11 protein-coding genes are annotated in these 18,144 nt (G+C 39.9%); 5 read left to right on the top strand and 6 right to left on the bottom strand.

The annotated features are described in order from the left end of the window. Positions 1-141 precede the first annotated feature (141 nt). A complete protein-coding gene (locus XEN7305_RS04240) occupies positions 142-3,669 on the top strand; it encodes an NB-ARC domain-containing protein (RefSeq protein ID WP_006508111.1) in 3,528 nt (1,175 codons plus the stop codon). A 242-nt stretch (positions 3,670-3,911) separates the two neighbouring features. Here XEN7305_RS04240 and XEN7305_RS29275 read toward each other — a convergent pair whose 3' ends face one another. From XEN7305_RS29275 to XEN7305_RS04235, 3 genes are all read right to left on the bottom strand, one after another. Continuing rightward, positions 3,912-4,058 (bottom strand): hypothetical protein, encoded by a 147-nt coding sequence (locus tag XEN7305_RS29275; protein ID WP_006508110.1) that lies wholly within the window; start codon positions 4,056-4,058, stop codon positions 3,912-3,914. 92 nt (positions 4,059-4,150) lie between these two features. Then, on the bottom strand, positions 4,151-4,297 hold the full coding sequence (locus XEN7305_RS29270) for a hypothetical protein (RefSeq protein ID WP_006508109.1): 147 nt from the start codon (positions 4,295-4,297) through the stop codon (positions 4,151-4,153). Positions 4,298-4,411: 114 nt separating this feature from the next. Beyond that, a complete protein-coding gene (locus tag XEN7305_RS04235; RefSeq protein WP_006508108.1) occupies positions 4,412-5,308 on the bottom strand; it encodes an iron-containing redox enzyme family protein in 897 nt (298 codons plus the stop codon). 692 nt (positions 5,309-6,000) lie between these two features. On the opposite strand from XEN7305_RS04235, the gene XEN7305_RS04230 reads away from it, so the two are divergent. Then, a complete protein-coding gene (locus XEN7305_RS04230) occupies positions 6,001-6,987 on the top strand; it encodes an RNA polymerase sigma factor, RpoD/SigA family (protein ID WP_006508107.1) in 987 nt (328 codons plus the stop codon). A gap of 137 nt (positions 6,988-7,124) precedes the next feature. Then, complete coding sequence (locus tag XEN7305_RS04225) at positions 7,125-8,150, top strand: ABC transporter permease (RefSeq protein ID WP_006508106.1); 1,026 nt, start codon at positions 7,125-7,127, stop codon at positions 8,148-8,150. Positions 8,151-8,186: 36 nt separating this feature from the next. Here the strand turns inward: XEN7305_RS04225 and XEN7305_RS04220 are convergent, their stop codons facing one another. Further along, the gene (locus tag XEN7305_RS04220) at positions 8,187-10,130 is read right to left on the bottom strand and encodes a fatty acyl-AMP ligase (RefSeq protein WP_006508105.1); all 1,944 of its coding nucleotides are present in this window, start codon (positions 10,128-10,130) and stop codon (positions 8,187-8,189) included. Between the two features lie 328 nt (positions 10,131-10,458). On the opposite strand from XEN7305_RS04220, the gene mazG reads away from it, so the two are divergent. Further along, the gene (gene mazG / locus XEN7305_RS04215; RefSeq protein WP_006508104.1) at positions 10,459-11,292 is read left to right on the top strand and encodes a nucleoside triphosphate pyrophosphohydrolase; all 834 of its coding nucleotides are present in this window, start codon (positions 10,459-10,461) and stop codon (positions 11,290-11,292) included. Positions 11,293-11,315: 23 nt separating this feature from the next. Further along, positions 11,316-13,703: an NB-ARC domain-containing protein gene (locus XEN7305_RS04210; RefSeq protein WP_006508103.1), complete on the top strand. Its 2,388-nt coding sequence runs from the start codon at positions 11,316-11,318 to the stop codon at positions 13,701-13,703. 248 nt (positions 13,704-13,951) lie between these two features. Here XEN7305_RS04210 and XEN7305_RS04205 read toward each other — a convergent pair whose 3' ends face one another. After that, positions 13,952-16,492: a glycogen/starch/alpha-glucan phosphorylase gene (locus XEN7305_RS04205; protein WP_006508102.1), complete on the bottom strand. Its 2,541-nt coding sequence runs from the start codon at positions 16,490-16,492 to the stop codon at positions 13,952-13,954. A 124-nt stretch (positions 16,493-16,616) separates the two neighbouring features. Continuing rightward, positions 16,617-17,906 carry a phosphopyruvate hydratase gene (gene eno, locus XEN7305_RS04200; RefSeq protein ID WP_006508101.1) on the bottom strand — a complete coding sequence of 430 codons (1,290 nt, stop codon included), beginning with the start codon at positions 17,904-17,906 and terminating at the stop codon, positions 16,617-16,619. Between the last annotated feature and the right edge of the window lie 238 nt (positions 17,907-18,144).

Genomic DNA, 18,144 nt, shown 5'->3' with positions numbered 1-18,144 from the left:
TTTTAGAATGTATCACTAAAAGATTTGGAAATTCCTACATTAGGAAATATAGAAAATATTTTTTTATTCAAGTCTTTTATCTAGAGAAGTAATACTCGCCAAATTTTTACCAAAACATGATGAAAATTAGGTAGGTCGGGAATGGCAAAGCTAAAGCAAAAACGAAATCGTGGGGTTATCCTCACGTCTCAAGGGTTAAAAAAACTTAAAGAAGCAAGAGCTGAATTAGAATATCAAGCGAATTTTGGTGAGAGATATACCTATGAGAAAATCAGTGAGCTAACTAATTTAGATCTCAACACGATTAAGAAGGTATTAGTAGGCAAAGAAGGGGTTGATAAACGATCATTGGAACAGTGTTTTTTTGCCTTTAACTTACAACTAACGGAAGATTATTATACAAATCCTAGATTGAAGAAACGTCAGGATTGGGGAGAAGCTGTTGCTGTAGAGCATTTTTTTGGGCGAACCGAAGAGTTAAATATTTTGGAAAATTGGCTGTTAAGAGATCACTGTCGCTTAATAGCCATTCAAGGAATGGGTGGTATTGGGAAAACCACATTATCGATTAAGTTTGCCGAGCAAATTGAGTCTCAATTCGATTGCATAATCTGGCGATCTCTCCGCGATGCACCACCTGTTTCGGAAATTTTGGCGAATCTCATTGAATTTCTCTCAGGTGGCAAGGAAACTGAAGTGAGCTTGTCCGAAAGGGTGGGAGATAGAATAACGCGACTAATATATTATCTTCGTTCTCTGCACTGTCTAATATTTCTTGATAATGCAGAATCCCTAATGGATGAAGGTCATCGAGCTGGTAAATATCGACAGGGATATGAAGACTATGGCGAACTTTTCAGCAGGGTTGGGGAAACAAAACATATTAGCTGCTTGATGCTGACGACTAGAGAAAAGCCGAAAGAAGTAGCAATCTTGGAAGGGGAAAAAAGCTATGGGGTACGTTCTCTGCAATTAGGCGGATTGCAGGAAGAAGCAGGACAGGAAATTTTTAGAGATAAAGGACTTGTGGGTTCGGAGTTGGCGGTCAAAGCCCTTCGCGATCGCTATTCGGGGAATCCTTTGGCCTTAAAAGTCGTGGCCACAACTATTCAAGATTTATTTGCCGGTAATATTGCGGAGTTTTTGCGCCAAGACATGGCGGTTTTTGGTGATATTCGCGATGTTTTAGAACATCAGTTCCAAAGATTATCGGCTCTAGAGCAAGAGATTATGTATTGGTTGGCGATCGCGAGAGAGCCAATTTCCCTAGAACAAATAGGCGCAGATTTTGTCTTGCCAATATCACCAATAAAATTACTAGAATCCTTAGAATCTCTATCAAGACGCTCCTTAATTGAAAAAAATGCCGCTCGCTTTACACAACAACCTGTAGTGACGGAGTATGTAATCAGTCGTTTGATTCAGAATGTTTGTGAAGAGCTCGTAACCGGAAAGCTTAGACTTTTTCGGGATCATGCCTTGATGAAAGCCACGGCTCAAGACTATATCAAAGAAAATCAAATTCGACTTATTGTTAGACCTGTTATTGATGAGCTTTTAGTTATTTTCAGGAGTAAAAAAGCAATTGAAGCGCAGTTAAGACAAATTTTGGCGACAATCCAAGATAAATCACCATTAGAAAAATGGTATGTTGCAGGAAATGCTATTAATCTATTTTGCCAGTTAGAAACTGACTTGACAGGTTACGATTTCTCCAACTTGTATGTTTGGCAAGCAGATTTACGCCAGGCACGATTGAACAGAGTTAATTTCCAAAATGCAGATTTGTCTAAGTCAGTTTTCGCCGAAAACTTTGGCGGAATTTGGTCAGTAGCATTTAGCCCCGATGGACAATATTTAGCAACTGGCGATACTAAAGGCGAAATTCTTTTAAGACGAGTAGTAGATGGTCAAATCATCCGCAGTTTTAAAGGTCATAATAGTTGGGTCGTTTCCCTGGCATTTAGCCCTGATGGGAATATGTTAGCTAGCGGAAGTTGTGATTGCACCGCAAAGTTATGGGATGTGAACTTTGGCCAATGTCTTTATAGTTTAGAAGAACATGAACAGGAAGTATGGTCGGTTGTTTTTAGTCCTGATGGAGAAACATTGGCCAGTGGTTGTGACGATAATAAAGCAAGACTTTGGAGTGCGAGTACAGGAGAATGTCTCAAAGTTTTTCAGGGACATAATAATGAGGTTCTGTCAGTAGCTTTTAGTTTGGATGGTCAAGAGCTAATAAGCGGTAGTCAAGACAGCACAATTAGATTTTGGGATATTGAGACGCTTAAGTGCACAAGGTTTTTTCAGGGCCATGATGATGGAGTGCGATCGATCTGTATTAGTCCCGATGGTCAAACCCTCGCTAGTAGCAGTAATGACTGCACAATTAAACTGTGGGATATTAAGACTAACCAATGTTTACAAGTTTTTCATGGTCATTCTAATGTCGTATTTGCTGTTACCTTCTGCCCCCAAGGTAATCTTTTGCTCAGTAGTGGTATTGACCAAACTGTGAGGTTATGGGACATCAATACGGGTGAATGTCTTAAGGTTTTCCACGGTCATTCGAATATGGTGAATTCCGTTGCGTTTAGTCCCCAGGGTCATCTCCTGGTTAGTGGTAGTTACGATCAGACTGTAAGGCTATGGAATGCTAGTAACTATCAATGCATCAAAACTTGGCAGGGGTATAGCAATCAATCACTGTCGGTGACTTTTAGTCCCGATGGCCAAACTTTAGTTAGTGGTGGTCACGATCAAAGAGTGAGGTTATGGGATATCAAAACTGGAGAAGTTGTCAAAACCCTCCATGAACATAATAATTGGGTTTTTTCTGTAGTTTTTAGTCCTGACAATAATCTTTTGGCAAGTGGTAGTGGGGATAAAACAGTAAAACTTTGGGACGTCAGCACCGGAAAAACCATAACAACTTTTCGAGGACACGAAGCCGTAGTTCGCTCAGTTGTTTTCTATGCCGATGGCAAAACATTAGCAAGTGGTAGTGAAGATCGCACAATTAGACTTTGGGATGTTAGTAATGGTCAGAACTGGAAAACTTTACGGGGACATCAAGCTGAAGTCTGGTCAATTGCGCTTCATCCTGATGGCCAAACCCTAGCTAGTGCTTCTTTTGATAAAACAGTTAAGTTATGGAACGCTCATACTGGTGAATATCTTAAAACTCTCAATGGCCATGAAAGTTGGGTTTGGTCAATTGCTTTTAGTCCAAATAAAAATATTTTAGTGAGTACTAGTGCAGATCAAACCATCAGGATTTGGAATCTCAAAACTGGTAGATGTGAAAAAATATTGCGAGATGAGATGGGACATTCACAATTAATTGCCTTTAGTATCGATGGGCAGCTAATCGCTAGCTACGATCAAGAGCATAATATCAAGTTGTGGAAGACTAGCAATGGAAAATGCTGGAAAAATTTGCATGGTCATAATGCTTTGATCAACTCAATTGCTTTTAGTCAGGATCGTTGCACCTTAGTAAGTAGTAGTGAAGATGAGACCATTAAGCTTTGGGATATCAAAACTGGCGACTGTATTAAGACTCTAAAAATAGAGAAGCCTTATGAATCTATGAACATCAAGGGGGTTAATGGTTTGACCAAGGCAAATATCAATGCACTTAAAGCATTAGGTGCCAGTAATAGCTGAATCTAAGTTTATTGTTCACCGCAAAAAAAAGCAGATGTGAGAACATACATCTGCTATAGCAACCTGATTAATATTTTTGGCGTTGCTGATTTAAAACATGAAAGAATTTTGGACTAATCTTCTTTGCTTCTTTGCGCCTTTGCGCGAAACGAATTCATATCTGGATTCAGCAACGCCATATTTTTTTCTACTGGCAGGAGATCGAAGATTTCCATTTTTAGTTATGGGAGAGACCCCAAACTCTAGATAGCATTGCTAATATCGCTAGGTAATCCCTGCTCGAATTCTACTGCTAAAATACTTTCGAGATCGAGCTCAATGCCAAACTGATTTAAAGTTTCTAAGCTGTTTTCAATATGCTTGATTTGATTAGTTATGACAATTTTCATGTTCATTCTCCTTAATTTTTTGATGTGGAACAATAATTTGATGGGAACTAAAAATGTTTGATTACTAGCTATTAACTTTCGAGATAAATAAGTTAAATAGCATTGCTAATGTCGCTAGGTAATCCTTGCTCAAGTTCTTCCTCTAAAATACTTTCGAGATCGATCTCGATCCCAAACTGCTCTAAAAGCTCTAAGCTATTTTTAACCTGATTAATTTGATTAGTTGTGGCAATGTTCATGTTCATTTTCCTTAATGTTCTATTCAATAGTGATAATTAACAGAAACTAAAACTATTAGTTTCTTAACTATTAGACTTTGGGGTGAGTATGTAATTTTGTTCTCACCTTGATAGTTAAAAATTGATTTTTAGTGGGTGCAAGATCTGCTGTAACTGCTCATCTGAGAGATAGTCTCCCGGTGGGTAGCTAAAACATATCAATGCTGTTTCGTAGCAGGCTCTGGCTATGCGAGTTCGCTCGGCAGGAGAAAGACTTGCTACTAGTGATACGTTTTCGTCCACATGTTCTGCATCGGCACCAACGCAACTATGCACCCGCAGACATCGAGTAGCATTAGTCTCAGGAGGCAGTAAGGCTTCTACCTTCTGGATATAATCTTCTCCAATACCTAAAGATAAACGTTCCATGGTGTAGGCGTATCCCACCGAATCGATGGGGTTATCATCCTGGGCACTGCGAGAGAAGTAGTCCATCAAAGCCACAGCAGCCGGAGGAATAAATACTGCTGTAACTGCTTCAGCATCATATCCTAAGGATTGAATATCGGTCAAAGCCAGTTGGTCATGGCCTTTTTCTTCTTCAGCTTTGTTTAAAGCCCAGTCTTCTAAATTAGAACAGCCATTAGCTGCAAAACCCTTCGCCGCAGTCTTCATAATTTTAGGCACAGCAGATGTGAGATGATAAGCACTTGCTAATCGCCAAACCCATCTTGTAGCAGTTAAGGCGGGGGGTCTAAAGTCATAATTTGCGGCATATTTGGCAGCTGCGATCGCAGTATCTAATAGCCTTCGCGTTGTTGCAATATTACCTGCACATTCCATAGTTTGAGAAAAACAATCTTCTCTAGATTTAGGATGGTACAGCCAAGCACGCTCAGCCGTCGCCACAACCACTTTGCCTGGGGCAATTTGTGCCCATTCAGCATTGGGTTCGCGATCTCCTGAGCCTGTCGAAAATATTTTCTTGTCAACTTGCTTCTTTGTAGCATTTAGGTTAGAATCTTTGACCATAAGAATCATCAAATAACTTATTAAGTGTTTTCGAACACGATCCGCGGTTGGGTTCTCATACAATGGCATCTGACACAGAGGAGCAATTTTTTCCGCGAAACAATGTCGTCTTGAGATCCATGAGTCTGCCAACTAAATGGATCCGGGACGGCGTTTATTTTTGTGGTTCCTAAAATAAATTGGAACCAAGCCAATTATCAGAGATTGATTCAGAATGGGATTCTGAAGTTTATGGGACGTTATGTCCTACTTTTGCTTAAAGTCAAGAAAAGCAATAGCTTGTCTTTGTTTTGACTTATCGGCAAATTACTAGTTTCTATGTCAATTATTAGTTATGTGTTTAAGAATTCACATCCGAGAGCTTACTGAAAAATGTTGATTCGGCAACAAAGCTTCATCTTGTAACACTTAGGGGAACCTTCAACTTACTTAGCCACAAGAGAGAAACTACCCCGAAATCACGGTAATTTAGTTCGGAAATCTCGTATCAGATTAAGTAGCAACCGAGGCGCGTTATAGTGCAGAATTTACTTATAGCGATGATCCAACCTGCATATTTTATTCTTCTTTGTATCTATAAACTAAATGGTTGAACTTTTTCTTCCTCTTTGACGTCTAAAAGAACAAATAAATAAAAAAGGAAGATTCAGCATCAGACTTTTTATACATTTAAAGGAGTCACAACTGTAAAGATGCCCCAAGCCAAAATTAACGAAAAAACCACAAAAACTACAAAACAGTCGGCAGATATGGTCAGATCCTACCTGCATGAGATTGGTAGGGTACCCTTGTTAACCAATGAGCAAGAAATCGTTTATGGTAAGCAGGTGCAAGCAATGATGGCCCTGTTAATCAAAAAGTCGGAATTAGAGAAACAGCTTGAAAGAGAGATCAGCTTGCAGGAGTGGAGCGAGTCGGCTCAGATAAGCGAGCCAGAATTGAACAGGTTGCTCAAGCTGGGACAGCGGGCGAAAAGCAAAATGATCGAAGCTAATTTGCGCTTGGTAGTAGCGATCGCGAAAAAATATCAAAAGCGTAATATGGAGTTTCTCGATCTAATTCAAGAAGGAAGTCTTGGTCTAGAGCGAGGAGTCGAAAAATTTGACCCCATGAAAGGTTATAAATTTTCTACCTATGCCTATTGGTGGATTCGCCAAGCCATTACCAGAGCCATCGCTCAACAGGCCAGAACAATTCGTCTACCGATCCACATCACAGAAAAACTCAACAAAATCAAAAAAACCCAAAGAGAACTATCTCAAAAGTTGGGTAGAAATCCTAATCCTAGGGAAATAGCCGCGGAACTAGAGCTAGAGACTTCTCAAATCCGTGAATATCTAAGCATCGCCAGACAACCTATTTCCTTAGATGTTCGGGTTGGCGATAATCAGGATACTGAATTATCAGAATTGCTCGAAGATGACGGTATTTCTCCAGACAAATACGCCACTCAAGAGCTGTTGCGACAAGATCTCTATAATTTGATGGCAGATTTGACTCCGCCACAACGAGAAGTTATCTCTCTTCGCTTTGGTTTAGAAGATGGCAAAGAGCTCTCTCTAGCAAAAATTGGCCAGAGAATGAGTCTTAGTCGGGAAAGAGTGCGTCAGCTAGAACATCAAGCTCTAGCTCAACTTAGAAGAAGACGTTCCTATGTCCGCGATTATATGGCTAGTTAGAAAAGTTGTTTCCTCTAATGGTTTGACCCATAATTATCTACAGAAATCTGGACTTTCATTTTTCTTTAGATAATTTTTTTGTCTTTGGGGATGAGTATTGCTATAACCTAAGCAACTAACATCAATAATTCCTAATAATGTCTCGTTCTAGAGCTCTACAATACTACATCACAGCGCGATTGCTACTAGCGCCTCTAATGCTATTAACGATCGCAACGATCGTTTTTCTGTTATTACGTGCCACCCCTGGAGATCCTGCCGATGCCATTCTCGGCACTCGCGCCCCAGAAACAGCGAAGGAAGAGTTGAGACAGCAATTGGGCTTGAATTTACCGCTAGGACTTCAATATCTGGCATATTTGGGTAGGTTACTGCAATTTGATCTTGGCAGTTCTCTAACCAGTCGGGGGTTACCGGTGGTCGATGTGATCAAAGAATATTTTCCGGCCACGGTGGAGCTCGCTTTTTTCAGTATGTTAGTCGCGGTAGTAGTGGGAGTTTCTATCGGCGCGATCGCAGCTTCTAAATCAGGAACGGTCTATGAAGCGGTCGGTCGATTATTTGGCATAATAAGCTATTCTTTGCCTTTATTCTGGGTAGGAATGGTTTTACAGCTCATTTTCTCAGTACAGCTTGGTTGGTTTCCTTTAGGTACTCGTTTTCCTGTTAGTATGTCCCCTCCAGATACTATTACGGGTTTATACACGATTGATAGTTTGTTAGCAGGAGATTTAGGCTTATTTGTTACGTCTTTATATTATTTAGCTTTACCTAGTATGACGCTAGGTATTCTATTGAGTGGGATTTTTGAGAGAATTGTGCGGGTGAATCTTAAGCAAACTCTCAAGGCTGATTATGTAGAAGCAGCAAGAGCTAGAGGTATTCCTGAGGGAACAATCTTAGTTTCCCATGCTTTTAAAAATGCTTTAATTCCTGTGATTACGGTTTTGGGTTTGACTTTTGCCGCGTTACTTGGTGGTGCGGTGCTAACGGAAGTAACTTTTTCCTGGCCAGGTTTAGGTAATCGGCTTTATGAAGCAATTTCTCTGAGAGATTATCCGACGGTTCAAGGAATCATGGTTTTCTTCGGGATTATTGTCGTGTTTGCTAGTATCACGATCGATGTTGTTAATGCTTATATTGATCCGAGGATTCGATATTAGGTAATGAGTAGATGAGCTTATCTAAGACATCTAGAGTCACATTTTCCAAAACCAATAAAAAAAGCGTTGCATTTTGCCTCTAGCAACCGCAGAGAGAATTTTTAGATAGGTCATCGGATTAGTATATCTTTCAAATAACGCAGTGACATCACTTGATTTGGCATCACTCAGATACCATTGCTCCCAAATATCTAAGCTCTGATCAAGAAACTTCCCCCGACAAGTATTACGCTGAACTTTGCCACTAGAAGTTTTTGGCAGACGACCTGGTTTGAGTAAAACAATTCCATAAATATCGATAAAATGCTCTTGAAAAATTGCCCAACGGATAGCTTCGACAACATCATCCACCACTAAAGATTGGCGATAACTTCGCTCTATTTCTTGGGCAATGACTAATTGCTCTTTCCCCGCAATCTTAACGGTAAAAGCTGCACCACAATTAGCTTTTAATCCAGGATGGCATTGGGCAACAGTTTGTTCGATATGTTGAGGATAATGGTTTAAGCCCCAAAAAACTAGCACATCGTTTAGGCGACCCGTAATATATAATTCTCCATTATCGATAAAACCCAAATCCCCAGTTCGCAAAAACTTATCGGGCTTCGCCCTTGAAGGCCGATGGCAGATGGCAGACGGCAGAAGGTTTAAATCTTGCCCTCTGCCTTCATTTTTCTGCCTTCGTTTATCTTGATGATTCAAACTAGCCTGAAAAGTTTTCTCCGTTGCTTGTGGTAGTTGCCAATATCCTTGGCCAACAGTGGAACTAGAAAACCAGATTTCCCCTATTTGATAAGATGCACATTGAGTTAAAGATTGGGGATCGACGATCGCGATTTTGCCATCCAACCAGGGATAACCAGCACTCACAATTGTCGTGACTCCTTTTTGATTGCCTGGGGCAGCTACAACTTTACTTTGCTCTAAAGCTATTTTATCGAGATGTTTGACGGAGGGAAACTTGGCTTTATTGCCTCCTGTAATCATTAATGTCGCTTCTGCCATGCCATAACAAGGGAAAAAGGCTGCTTTCCGAAAACCAGCAGCAGCAAATTTTTGGCTAAACTTTTCTAGGGTTTGCGCTTGTACTGGTTCTGCGCCACAAAATGCCACTTCCCAACTACTAAGGTCTAATTGAGCTAGCTGCTCATCTTTTACGCGATCGCATAACAAATCATAGGCAAAATTCGGCGCACCACTGGTAGTCGCTTTATATTTACTAATGGCCTGTAGCCAGCGAATCGGCTTTTGCACAAAGCTTACAGGAGACATCATCACACAAGATGCGCCTAAATAGACAACTTGAATCACATTACCAATCAATCCCATATCGTGAAATAAAGGCAACCAACCAACGCCAATAGTTTGTTGGGTATGTCCAAAGGCTAAGCGCAACATTTCTTGGTTTTGTAACAAGCAGCCATGATTAATCATTACGCCTTTTGGCTCTCCCGTAGAACCCGACGTATATTGCAAGAAGGCTAAGCTATCTTGGCATAAATCCGGTTTAAACCAATTTTCTGCCCCATAATTGCTCAATTTATCGGTATTTAACCAATATAATTCGGATTTTTCGACTTGAGATAATTTTGCTTTTAATTTATTGAGCAAACTAGAATCAGTTAATATCACCTCTGCTACGGCAGATATTAAACGGCTTTGTACTTCTACCGTGGTCAAGCGATTTTGAGGAGGATGGCAAGGAACTGCAACAACTCCTGCATAGAGACAACCAAAAAAGGCTGTAATGAACTCTAGTCCTGAGTTGTAGGAATATACGAGTAAGGCTCTAGAGCCAGGAGAAACTAATTTTTGTAGGTGAGCGGCGATCGCTTGAGCTTTGAGATCCAATTCTTGATAGGTGAGTTTTAGTTCTTGGCCTTCTCCATCTTTGAGAAAAATATAAGCTAGATCATCAGCTTGAGTTGCGGCGCGCTTTTGTAGGATTTCAACAATATTTGTTTCTGGCTGGCTGGACATTAGGGCTATTGATTATATGATGCAAATTCAATTATATTAGCAGCTCTAACTCCTAACTTATTTTTCTTGATAATTTCTTGATTTCCAATCTTCACTAAATAATTAAGAGTTTGTTGTCAACTCCATTAGACTCACGTAAATCACGATCGCTTTGGCCTGGAGAGCCAAGTCTCGAAGCAATTAGTTTTAGTTTTTGGATCTCACCATCTTTAAGGAAAATATAAGCCGTCTCATATTTTCAATTAAACCCTGTTCTTTTAACTTCTATCTATTTAGCTCTCAATTTATCGAGTATTATTAATTGAGTAAAATCTCCTGGATTATCTCGATGAATTATCGCAACCCTTCTTCTACAGCTTATAATTCGATATTGAATTCCCTACAAACACTCATTGCAGTAGTCGCTCAATTAAGAGATCCAGAAGCCGGTTGTCCTTGGGATCTCGAACAAACTCCGCAAACTTTGGTTCCTTATATCATAGAAGAAGCCTATGAAGTAGTCGATGCGATCGCAACTGGCGATCAAAACGCGATCGCAGAGGAATTGGGAGATTTACTCTTACAGGTAGTATTGCAATCACAAATTGCGGGAGAGGCAGGAGATTTTACCCTAGAAGAAGTTGCTGTTTCGATTACAAAAAAACTCATTCGTCGTCATCCCCATGTGTTTGGTGATGTGCAAATAAACAGTAGCGAAGAAGTTAATCAAAATTGGGAAAAAATTAAAGCCGAAGAAAAAGGACAAAGCTTAGCAGAAGCCCAACTGCTCAGCAATAAGTTACGGCGTTATGCCCGTAGTCTCCCGCCTTTAATGGCAGGCATGAAAATTTCTAAAAAAGCCGCTAAAGCTGGTTTTGAATGGGAAAATGCCGAAGGAGTTTGGGATAAATTTCGTGAAGAATTAGGTGAGTTTCAAGAAGCTTTAACCACAGAAGATAAAGAACATCAGGAAGCAGAATTGGGAGATTTATTATTTACTATTATTAATATTGCCCGATGGTACGATCTCGACCCATTTGCTGGTTTACAAGGAACTAATAGCCGATTTATTCAAAGATTGGCAATGATGGAAGATTTTGCAGAAGGTTCTTTGAGCGATTACACTATTGATGAATTGGAAACTCTCTGGCAAAAAGCCAAATCTAAACTTAATAAACAGTAATTAATTTTTAATTTTCAATTGTTATGATTGAGCAAGCCTTAGTATTGGTTGATAATATAGTTTTCACCAAAACAGGCAAACATCTAAATGATTTGCAAGTATATATTCTCGATCGCGTTTGGCGAGGTCAGAAATATCTAGCGATCGCAGATGGCTATGGTTGTACTGAAGGTCATGCAAAAGATGTCGGCTCTTTGTTATGGCATATGACCTCCGAAGCTTTGCAGGAAAAAGTTAATAAAAGTAATTTTCGGACAGTTATTCAACGGCATTTAGAGTTAAATATTCCCACTCCCCAAGAAAACTTAAACATTAACTTCGTTGGTCGCAATAATGCGATCGCAGACCTAGAATCCTTAGTTAATCGAGGTCACAATATCATTGTTATTCAAGGCAAAGGTGGTGTCGGCAAAACAACTTTAGCTCAACAATATTTAGCGACAGGAAATTTTAAACTGGTCTTAGAATTTCTGATGGCAAAAGAAGCCCAAAATATTATGTCAGTAGAAGCTTTAGTCGAAGAATGGCTCAAGCGAGATCTAAAAGAAGAACCAGGAAAAGAATTTGGTCTTTCCCTTGCTAGACTAAAAAGATATTTAAAACAACATAAAGTCGGTATATTAATTGATAATTTAGAACCAGCCTTAGATAAACAAGGCCAATTTATGGCGAGTCATCGCAACTATCTAGAATTACTCCGGGTGTTGGCAGATCAGCAACTCAAAGCGGTAACTATCATTACTAGTCGAGATCGCCTTTGCGAAGGAGATCTAAATTTAAAACATTATCGTTTATCGGGATTAAGTTTCTCTGCCTGGACAGATTTTTTTCGTCTCAATCAATTACCAGATAGCTTACCAGATCTTAAGAAAATACATTTTACCTATGGTGGTAATGCTAAGGCAATGGGCATTATTGCAGGTGTCGTTAAAGAAGATTTTGCCGGAGAAATTGCTGCTTATTGGCAAGAGAATAAAAATAGCCCTTTAGTAGAAACTGATTTAAAAAACTTAGTTAACAATCAATTTGCCAGAATCAAAGAATTAGATGCCGATGCTTATTTATTGCTTTGCCGTTTAGGTTGTTATCGTTATCAAGATGTACCTAAAATATCTAGCTTAGGATTATTAGCATTATTATGGGATGTTGATAATAATAATAATAAAAGAGCTGTTATCGAATCCTTGCGCAATCGTTCTCTAATAGAATTTAGTCAAGGCCAATATTGGTTACATCCTGTTATTAAAGCAGAAGCTTTATCTCGTTTACAACCTAAAGATCAAGAGAATTCAGCCAAACCAGAAAAATGGCAAGAAATTCATCAACATATTGCCCAGTATTATACAAAAACCATTGTCAGAATTAATAATATTCAAGATGGCCTCACTGCTTTAGAAGCTTACTATCATTATTTTACGATCCAAGATTATGATAGCGCTGCCACAGTTATTCTCTACAGTCGGGATAATCAATGGGGACAATATTTAACTTTGGGTAGTACATTATATCGTTTGGGTTTATTGCAACCTTTGCTAACTGCAATTAAAAATATTATTGATCAAGTAGCCTCACAAAAATATCGCAGCGAACTAAATAATATTTTGGGTGATGTTTCTTGGATTACAGGCAAGATTTATGAGGCGATCACCTATCAACAAGAAACTATTACGACAGCAGCTAACTGGCTACATAATATAGATTTTGCAACAGAAAATCAGCAAGAAGTTTATTATTGGAAAATGCTGCAAGTTGATTCTCTTTTAAGTATTGGTTTGTATCATATAGACCTTTGGGAGTTAGAAAAATCAGCTAATATTTTGCAACAAGTTATTGACATGGCTCAAGAAACAAAACATCATGCATGGGCTGAGAAAGCAACTATTTGTTTAGCGTTGGTAAAATCCTATCTTGAGCCAGACCCTGAAATATATCAAAATATTGGGTCTTTTGTAGAGGCAATTATCAATAATGAAAGTAATCAATATAATACAGGCCGTTTTGCCTATTTTATGCAGATTCTCGGTCAAACATTAATTAATTTAGGTAGGGCAGAATCGGCGCATAAACTACTGTCTAGCGCGATCGCCTTTGCTCAAGAAATAGATTATGTCCAAGTAAGAGCCAAATCATTAACAGGTTTAGCTATTATTTATCGTCAAAATTATGATTTCACATCAGCCCAAACTGGTCATCAAGAAGCAATTAAATTACTAGAAAATATTGGAGCCAAATGCGATCTAGCAGAAGCCTATTTGCAGTTTGCCATTACTCTAAGACAAGCTAATAATTCAGAGCAAAGTGTAATATTTTTCCAGCAAGCTAGAGATTTATTTCAGCAACTAGAAGCCCCCAAGCAATTAGAAAGAATTGGCTTACTAGACGTCAGTTCGACGAATTTTCCTTTTGATTAAATTTCCCAAGTTGAACAACGAAATAATAGGCTTTTCCCTAGATCCCCAAATCCCTAAATCCCTATTCAGAACTAGTAAATTTTGTACTCATCGAACTCACGTTACCAGGAGCTCGCTAAAAAAATAAGGAACAAGAAATAATTCCTCGTTCCTCAAATTATTTGGGTAGGTACCAGGCAGAAAAAATTAATTACATAACTTATCACCAAGTACCTAACACCTAAGACCTAATACCTAATACCTATTTCTCATTCTGCTTCCATCTCGATTTTTACTGGTTTGATACCCCAGATTTCTTTACAGTATTCGGCAATGGTGCGATCGCTGGAAAATTTACCCATTCGAGCCGAATTAAGAATAGACATTCTTGTCCATTTATCTTGATCCTTATAAGCTTCAGAGACTCTGGCCTGACACTCAGCATAGGCTTGGTAATCTGCGAGCAACATATAGGGATCGTGATACATCAAGGAATCAACGATGGGTTTAAATAATTTTTCATCACCATAACTAAAGTCCCCTTGAGCAATACGATTGAGAACATTGCGCAACTCACGGTTATTCTGATAGTAGTTCATCGGTTCATAACCTTCGGCTTTCATCTGATAAACTTCTTCCGCGGTTAACCCAAACAGGAAGAAATTTTCTGCCCCAGCCTCTTCACGGATTTCAATATTGGCTCCATCAAGAGTTCCAATAGTTAAAGCGCCATTCATGGCAAACTTCATATTGCCTGTACCAGAAGCTTCTTTTCCTGCGGTGGAAATCTGTTCGGAAAGATCAGCAGCGGGATAGATTTTTTGCCCGAGAGATACACTGAAGTTGGGCAAGAAAACAACTTTGATTCTGCCTCTAACATCGGGATCTTTATTGACCACTTCAGCTACAGCGTTAGTTAATTTAATGATTAACTTGGCCATAAAATAGCCAGGAGCCGCTTTACCGCCAAAGATAAAGGTACGAGGTACAATGTCAATATTGGGGTTTTGTTTGATGCTATTGTACATAGCAATGATATTTAGTACCGCTAAATGCTGACGTTTATACTCATGAATACGCTTAACTTGGACATCAAATATCGAGTTAATATCAACCTCAATATTGCGAGTTTTCTTGATGTATTCTGCCAAATGAGCCTTATTATCTTGTTTAATATCTCTCCAGCGCTTGCAGAATTCAGGATCATCGATATATTTCTCGATCTGTCGCATTTGAGATAAATCTTTGATCCAACCCTCGCCAATTTTTTCCGTAACTAAGGCGGCTAATTTCGGGTTACTTTGTCGAATCCAACGACGGGGCGTGACACCATTAGTCTTATTAAAGAATTTTTCTGGCCAGAGACGAGCAAAAGCTTGGAGAGTATATTTTTGTAGTAATTCAGTATGTAAAGCTGCTACCCCATTGATGGCATGAGAACCAACACAAGCAAGGTTTGCCATCCGAATTTTTTTCTCGTCTCCTTCTTCGACAATTGAGAGTTGATCAACTAATCCGTCATCATTGGGGAACCAAGTCCTTACATCTTCTAGGAAACGATGATTAAGCTCATAAATAATTTCTAAATGTCGAGGCAACATTTTGCCAAACAGAGCCACAGACCATCTTTCTAGAGCTTCAGGCAACAAAGTATGGTTGGTATAGGCCAGGGTTTTTTGGGTAATATCCCAAGCTTTGCTCCACTCAAGATTATGTTCATCAATAAATAAGCGCATCAATTCACTTACTGCCACTGCGGGGTGCGTATCATTGAGTTGAATTGCGGCGAGATCTTGGAAATTGTCCAAACTAGGATGGAGGCGAAGATGTCGGCGAACTAAATCCTGCAAAGAAGCTGCGACAAAGAAATATTGTTGTGCCAGCCGTAATTCCTTACCTTGAGGCGTATTATCATTGGGGTAAAGTACTTTGGAGATAGTTTCTGAGCTCATTTTTTCGGCCACAGCGCGGTCATAATTACCTGCGTTAAAAGCATCAAAGTTGAATTCTTCACTAGCTTCAGCTTTCCAAAGTCTGAGAGCGTTTACCGTATTAGACTTATATCCTGGAACAGGAGTATCAAAAGGGACTGCCCTCACTTTGCGATCGGGTATCCAAGAGACTCGATAATGTCCATATTGATCACGATGTCCTTCAGTATGCCCCCCAATACCAACTTCTACGGAGTTTTCGGGACGGGGAATTTCCCAAGGATTCCCATACATTAACCAGTTGTCTGGGACTTCCCCTTGCCAACCATCTTGTAGGACTTGACGAAAAATACCAAATTCATAGCGAATGCCATAGCCGATCGCGGGCATTTCCAAATTAGCGAGAGAATCTAGAAAACAAGCTGCCAAGCGACCTAAACCGCCATTCCCCAAACCAGGATCGGGTTCTTGTTCGATGAGCTCTTCAATATCGATCCCAGATTCTGCCAGGACTTTGCCCATTTTGTCGTACATATCCAAGCTAAGAAGATTATTAGCTAGATGACGACCCATCAAGAATTCTGCTGATAGATAGGAGACGACTTTAACGTTTTGTTCTGTGTAGGTTCTCACTGTTTGCAGAAACCTATGCAACAGGCGATCGCGCACTGTATAAGCTAGCGCAGAATAGTAATCCCTTGGCGTTGCGAGGGCGCTATCTTTTCCTTGTATATAAAATAAGTTATCAAAAAACGCACGTTTGAGAGTTTCCTCACTCATGCCCGTGCGATCGTCTTCTACCTTAATTGTAGGAGCTGGACAAGCATTATTTTCATTAGGATTGGAATCGTCTAAAGGTTTTTGCAGTTGACTAGTCATAATTTTGTTGATAGTTGAATTTTAATGAGGGCAGAAGGCAGAAGGCAGAAGGCAGAAGGCGAAGGCAAATAAATATTTTCTCCTCGTCTCCCCATCTCCCTATTTCCCCATCTCCCCATGCTCTCTACTTGGGTCCTAAACCAATAGTTCCCGCATAGACAGCGCGATCGCCAAGCTCTTCTTCAATTCTTAATAAACGATTGTACTTAGCTACTCGTTCACTACGACAAAGAGAACCAGTTTTGATTTGTCCTGCGGAGGTTGCCACCGCAAGATCGGCAATCGTAGTGTCTTCTGTTTCACCTGAACGATGACTTATAACAGAACGATAACTGTTACGAGTGGCCAAAGCGATAGTTTCTAAGGTTTCTGTAAGAGTTCCAATTTGATTTAATTTAATCAAAATAGAGTTACCAACTCCTTGGTCAATTCCTTTTTGCAATCGCGTAGCGTTGGTCACAAAAAGATCGTCTCCGACCAATTGAACTCTTGAGCCCAATTTGTCAGTCAAGATTTTCCAGTTATCCCAATCTTCTTCGTGAAGGGCATCTTCAATCGAAACAATAGGATATTGGGTGACTAATTGATCAAGATAATCAATAAATTCAGCTGGGGAATGAGCTGCACCATCGTAATGGTACTGACCATCTTTGTAAAATTCACTGGCAGCAACATCCATTGCCAAGGCAACTTGCGATCCTGGCTCATATCCTGCTTTGCTAATCGCATCCATTAGAAGATCTAAAGCTTCTTGGTTAGACCCCAAATTGGGAGCATAACCACCTTCATCCCCAACTCCAGATAGCAAACCTTTGGCTTTGAGAACCTTGCTCAAAGAAGCAAAGACCTCCGCACCCCAGCGTAAAGCTTCGGTAAAAGAATCTGCCCCTACAGGCATAATCATGAATTCTTGAAAATCAATATTGTTATCTGCATGTTCCCCACCATTGATGACATTCATCATCGGAACAGGCAAAACATTCGCTAAAGGGCCACCCAAGTAGCGATAAAGGGGTAACTGCAATTCGTCGGCTGCGGCTTTGGCATTGGCCAAAGAGACTGCCAAAATAGCATTGGCACCGAGGTTTTTCTTATTGGGCGAACCATCTCTTGCGATCATAACTTGATCGATGGTCGCTTGATCTAGCCCATCCATATTAAGCAATTCAGGGGCAATTTTCTCCTCAACATTGCGAACAGCGGTTAAAACACCTTTGCCACCATAGCGCTGGGAATCATCGTCTCGTAATTCATGAGCTTCAAATGATCCTGTAGATGCACCGCTGGGGACTTGCGCCAAGCCAAAAGCACCACTTTCAAAACGGACTTCTGCTTCTATTGTGGGACGACCCCGAGAATCCAAGATTTCTCTGGCGGCGATCGCCTCTATAATTGCTTCTGATTGATTGAGCATTCTCTCTCCTGAAAGTTTTTGTATAACTCTTGCGATTCAAAAAATAGCATAAGGCAGCAAGGTTAAGGAATGAGGAACTAGAAATGAGTAACAAGGCAAGAAGAAAACATATCCTAACCCATTACCCATTACCCAATGCTTCTCGTTTAAAGATTGACTTTAAAAACCTAACGATTTGGGATTTGGGGTTTTAGGGGTTTGGGGAATAATAATAGCTAGATTTCCCTAATTCCCTACA

It is taken from the genome of Xenococcus sp. PCC 7305, from assembly GCF_000332055.1.
GTDB lineage: Bacteria > Cyanobacteriota > Cyanobacteriia > Cyanobacteriales > Xenococcaceae > Xenococcus.
This window is presented reverse-complemented; position numbering and strand designations above follow the sequence as displayed.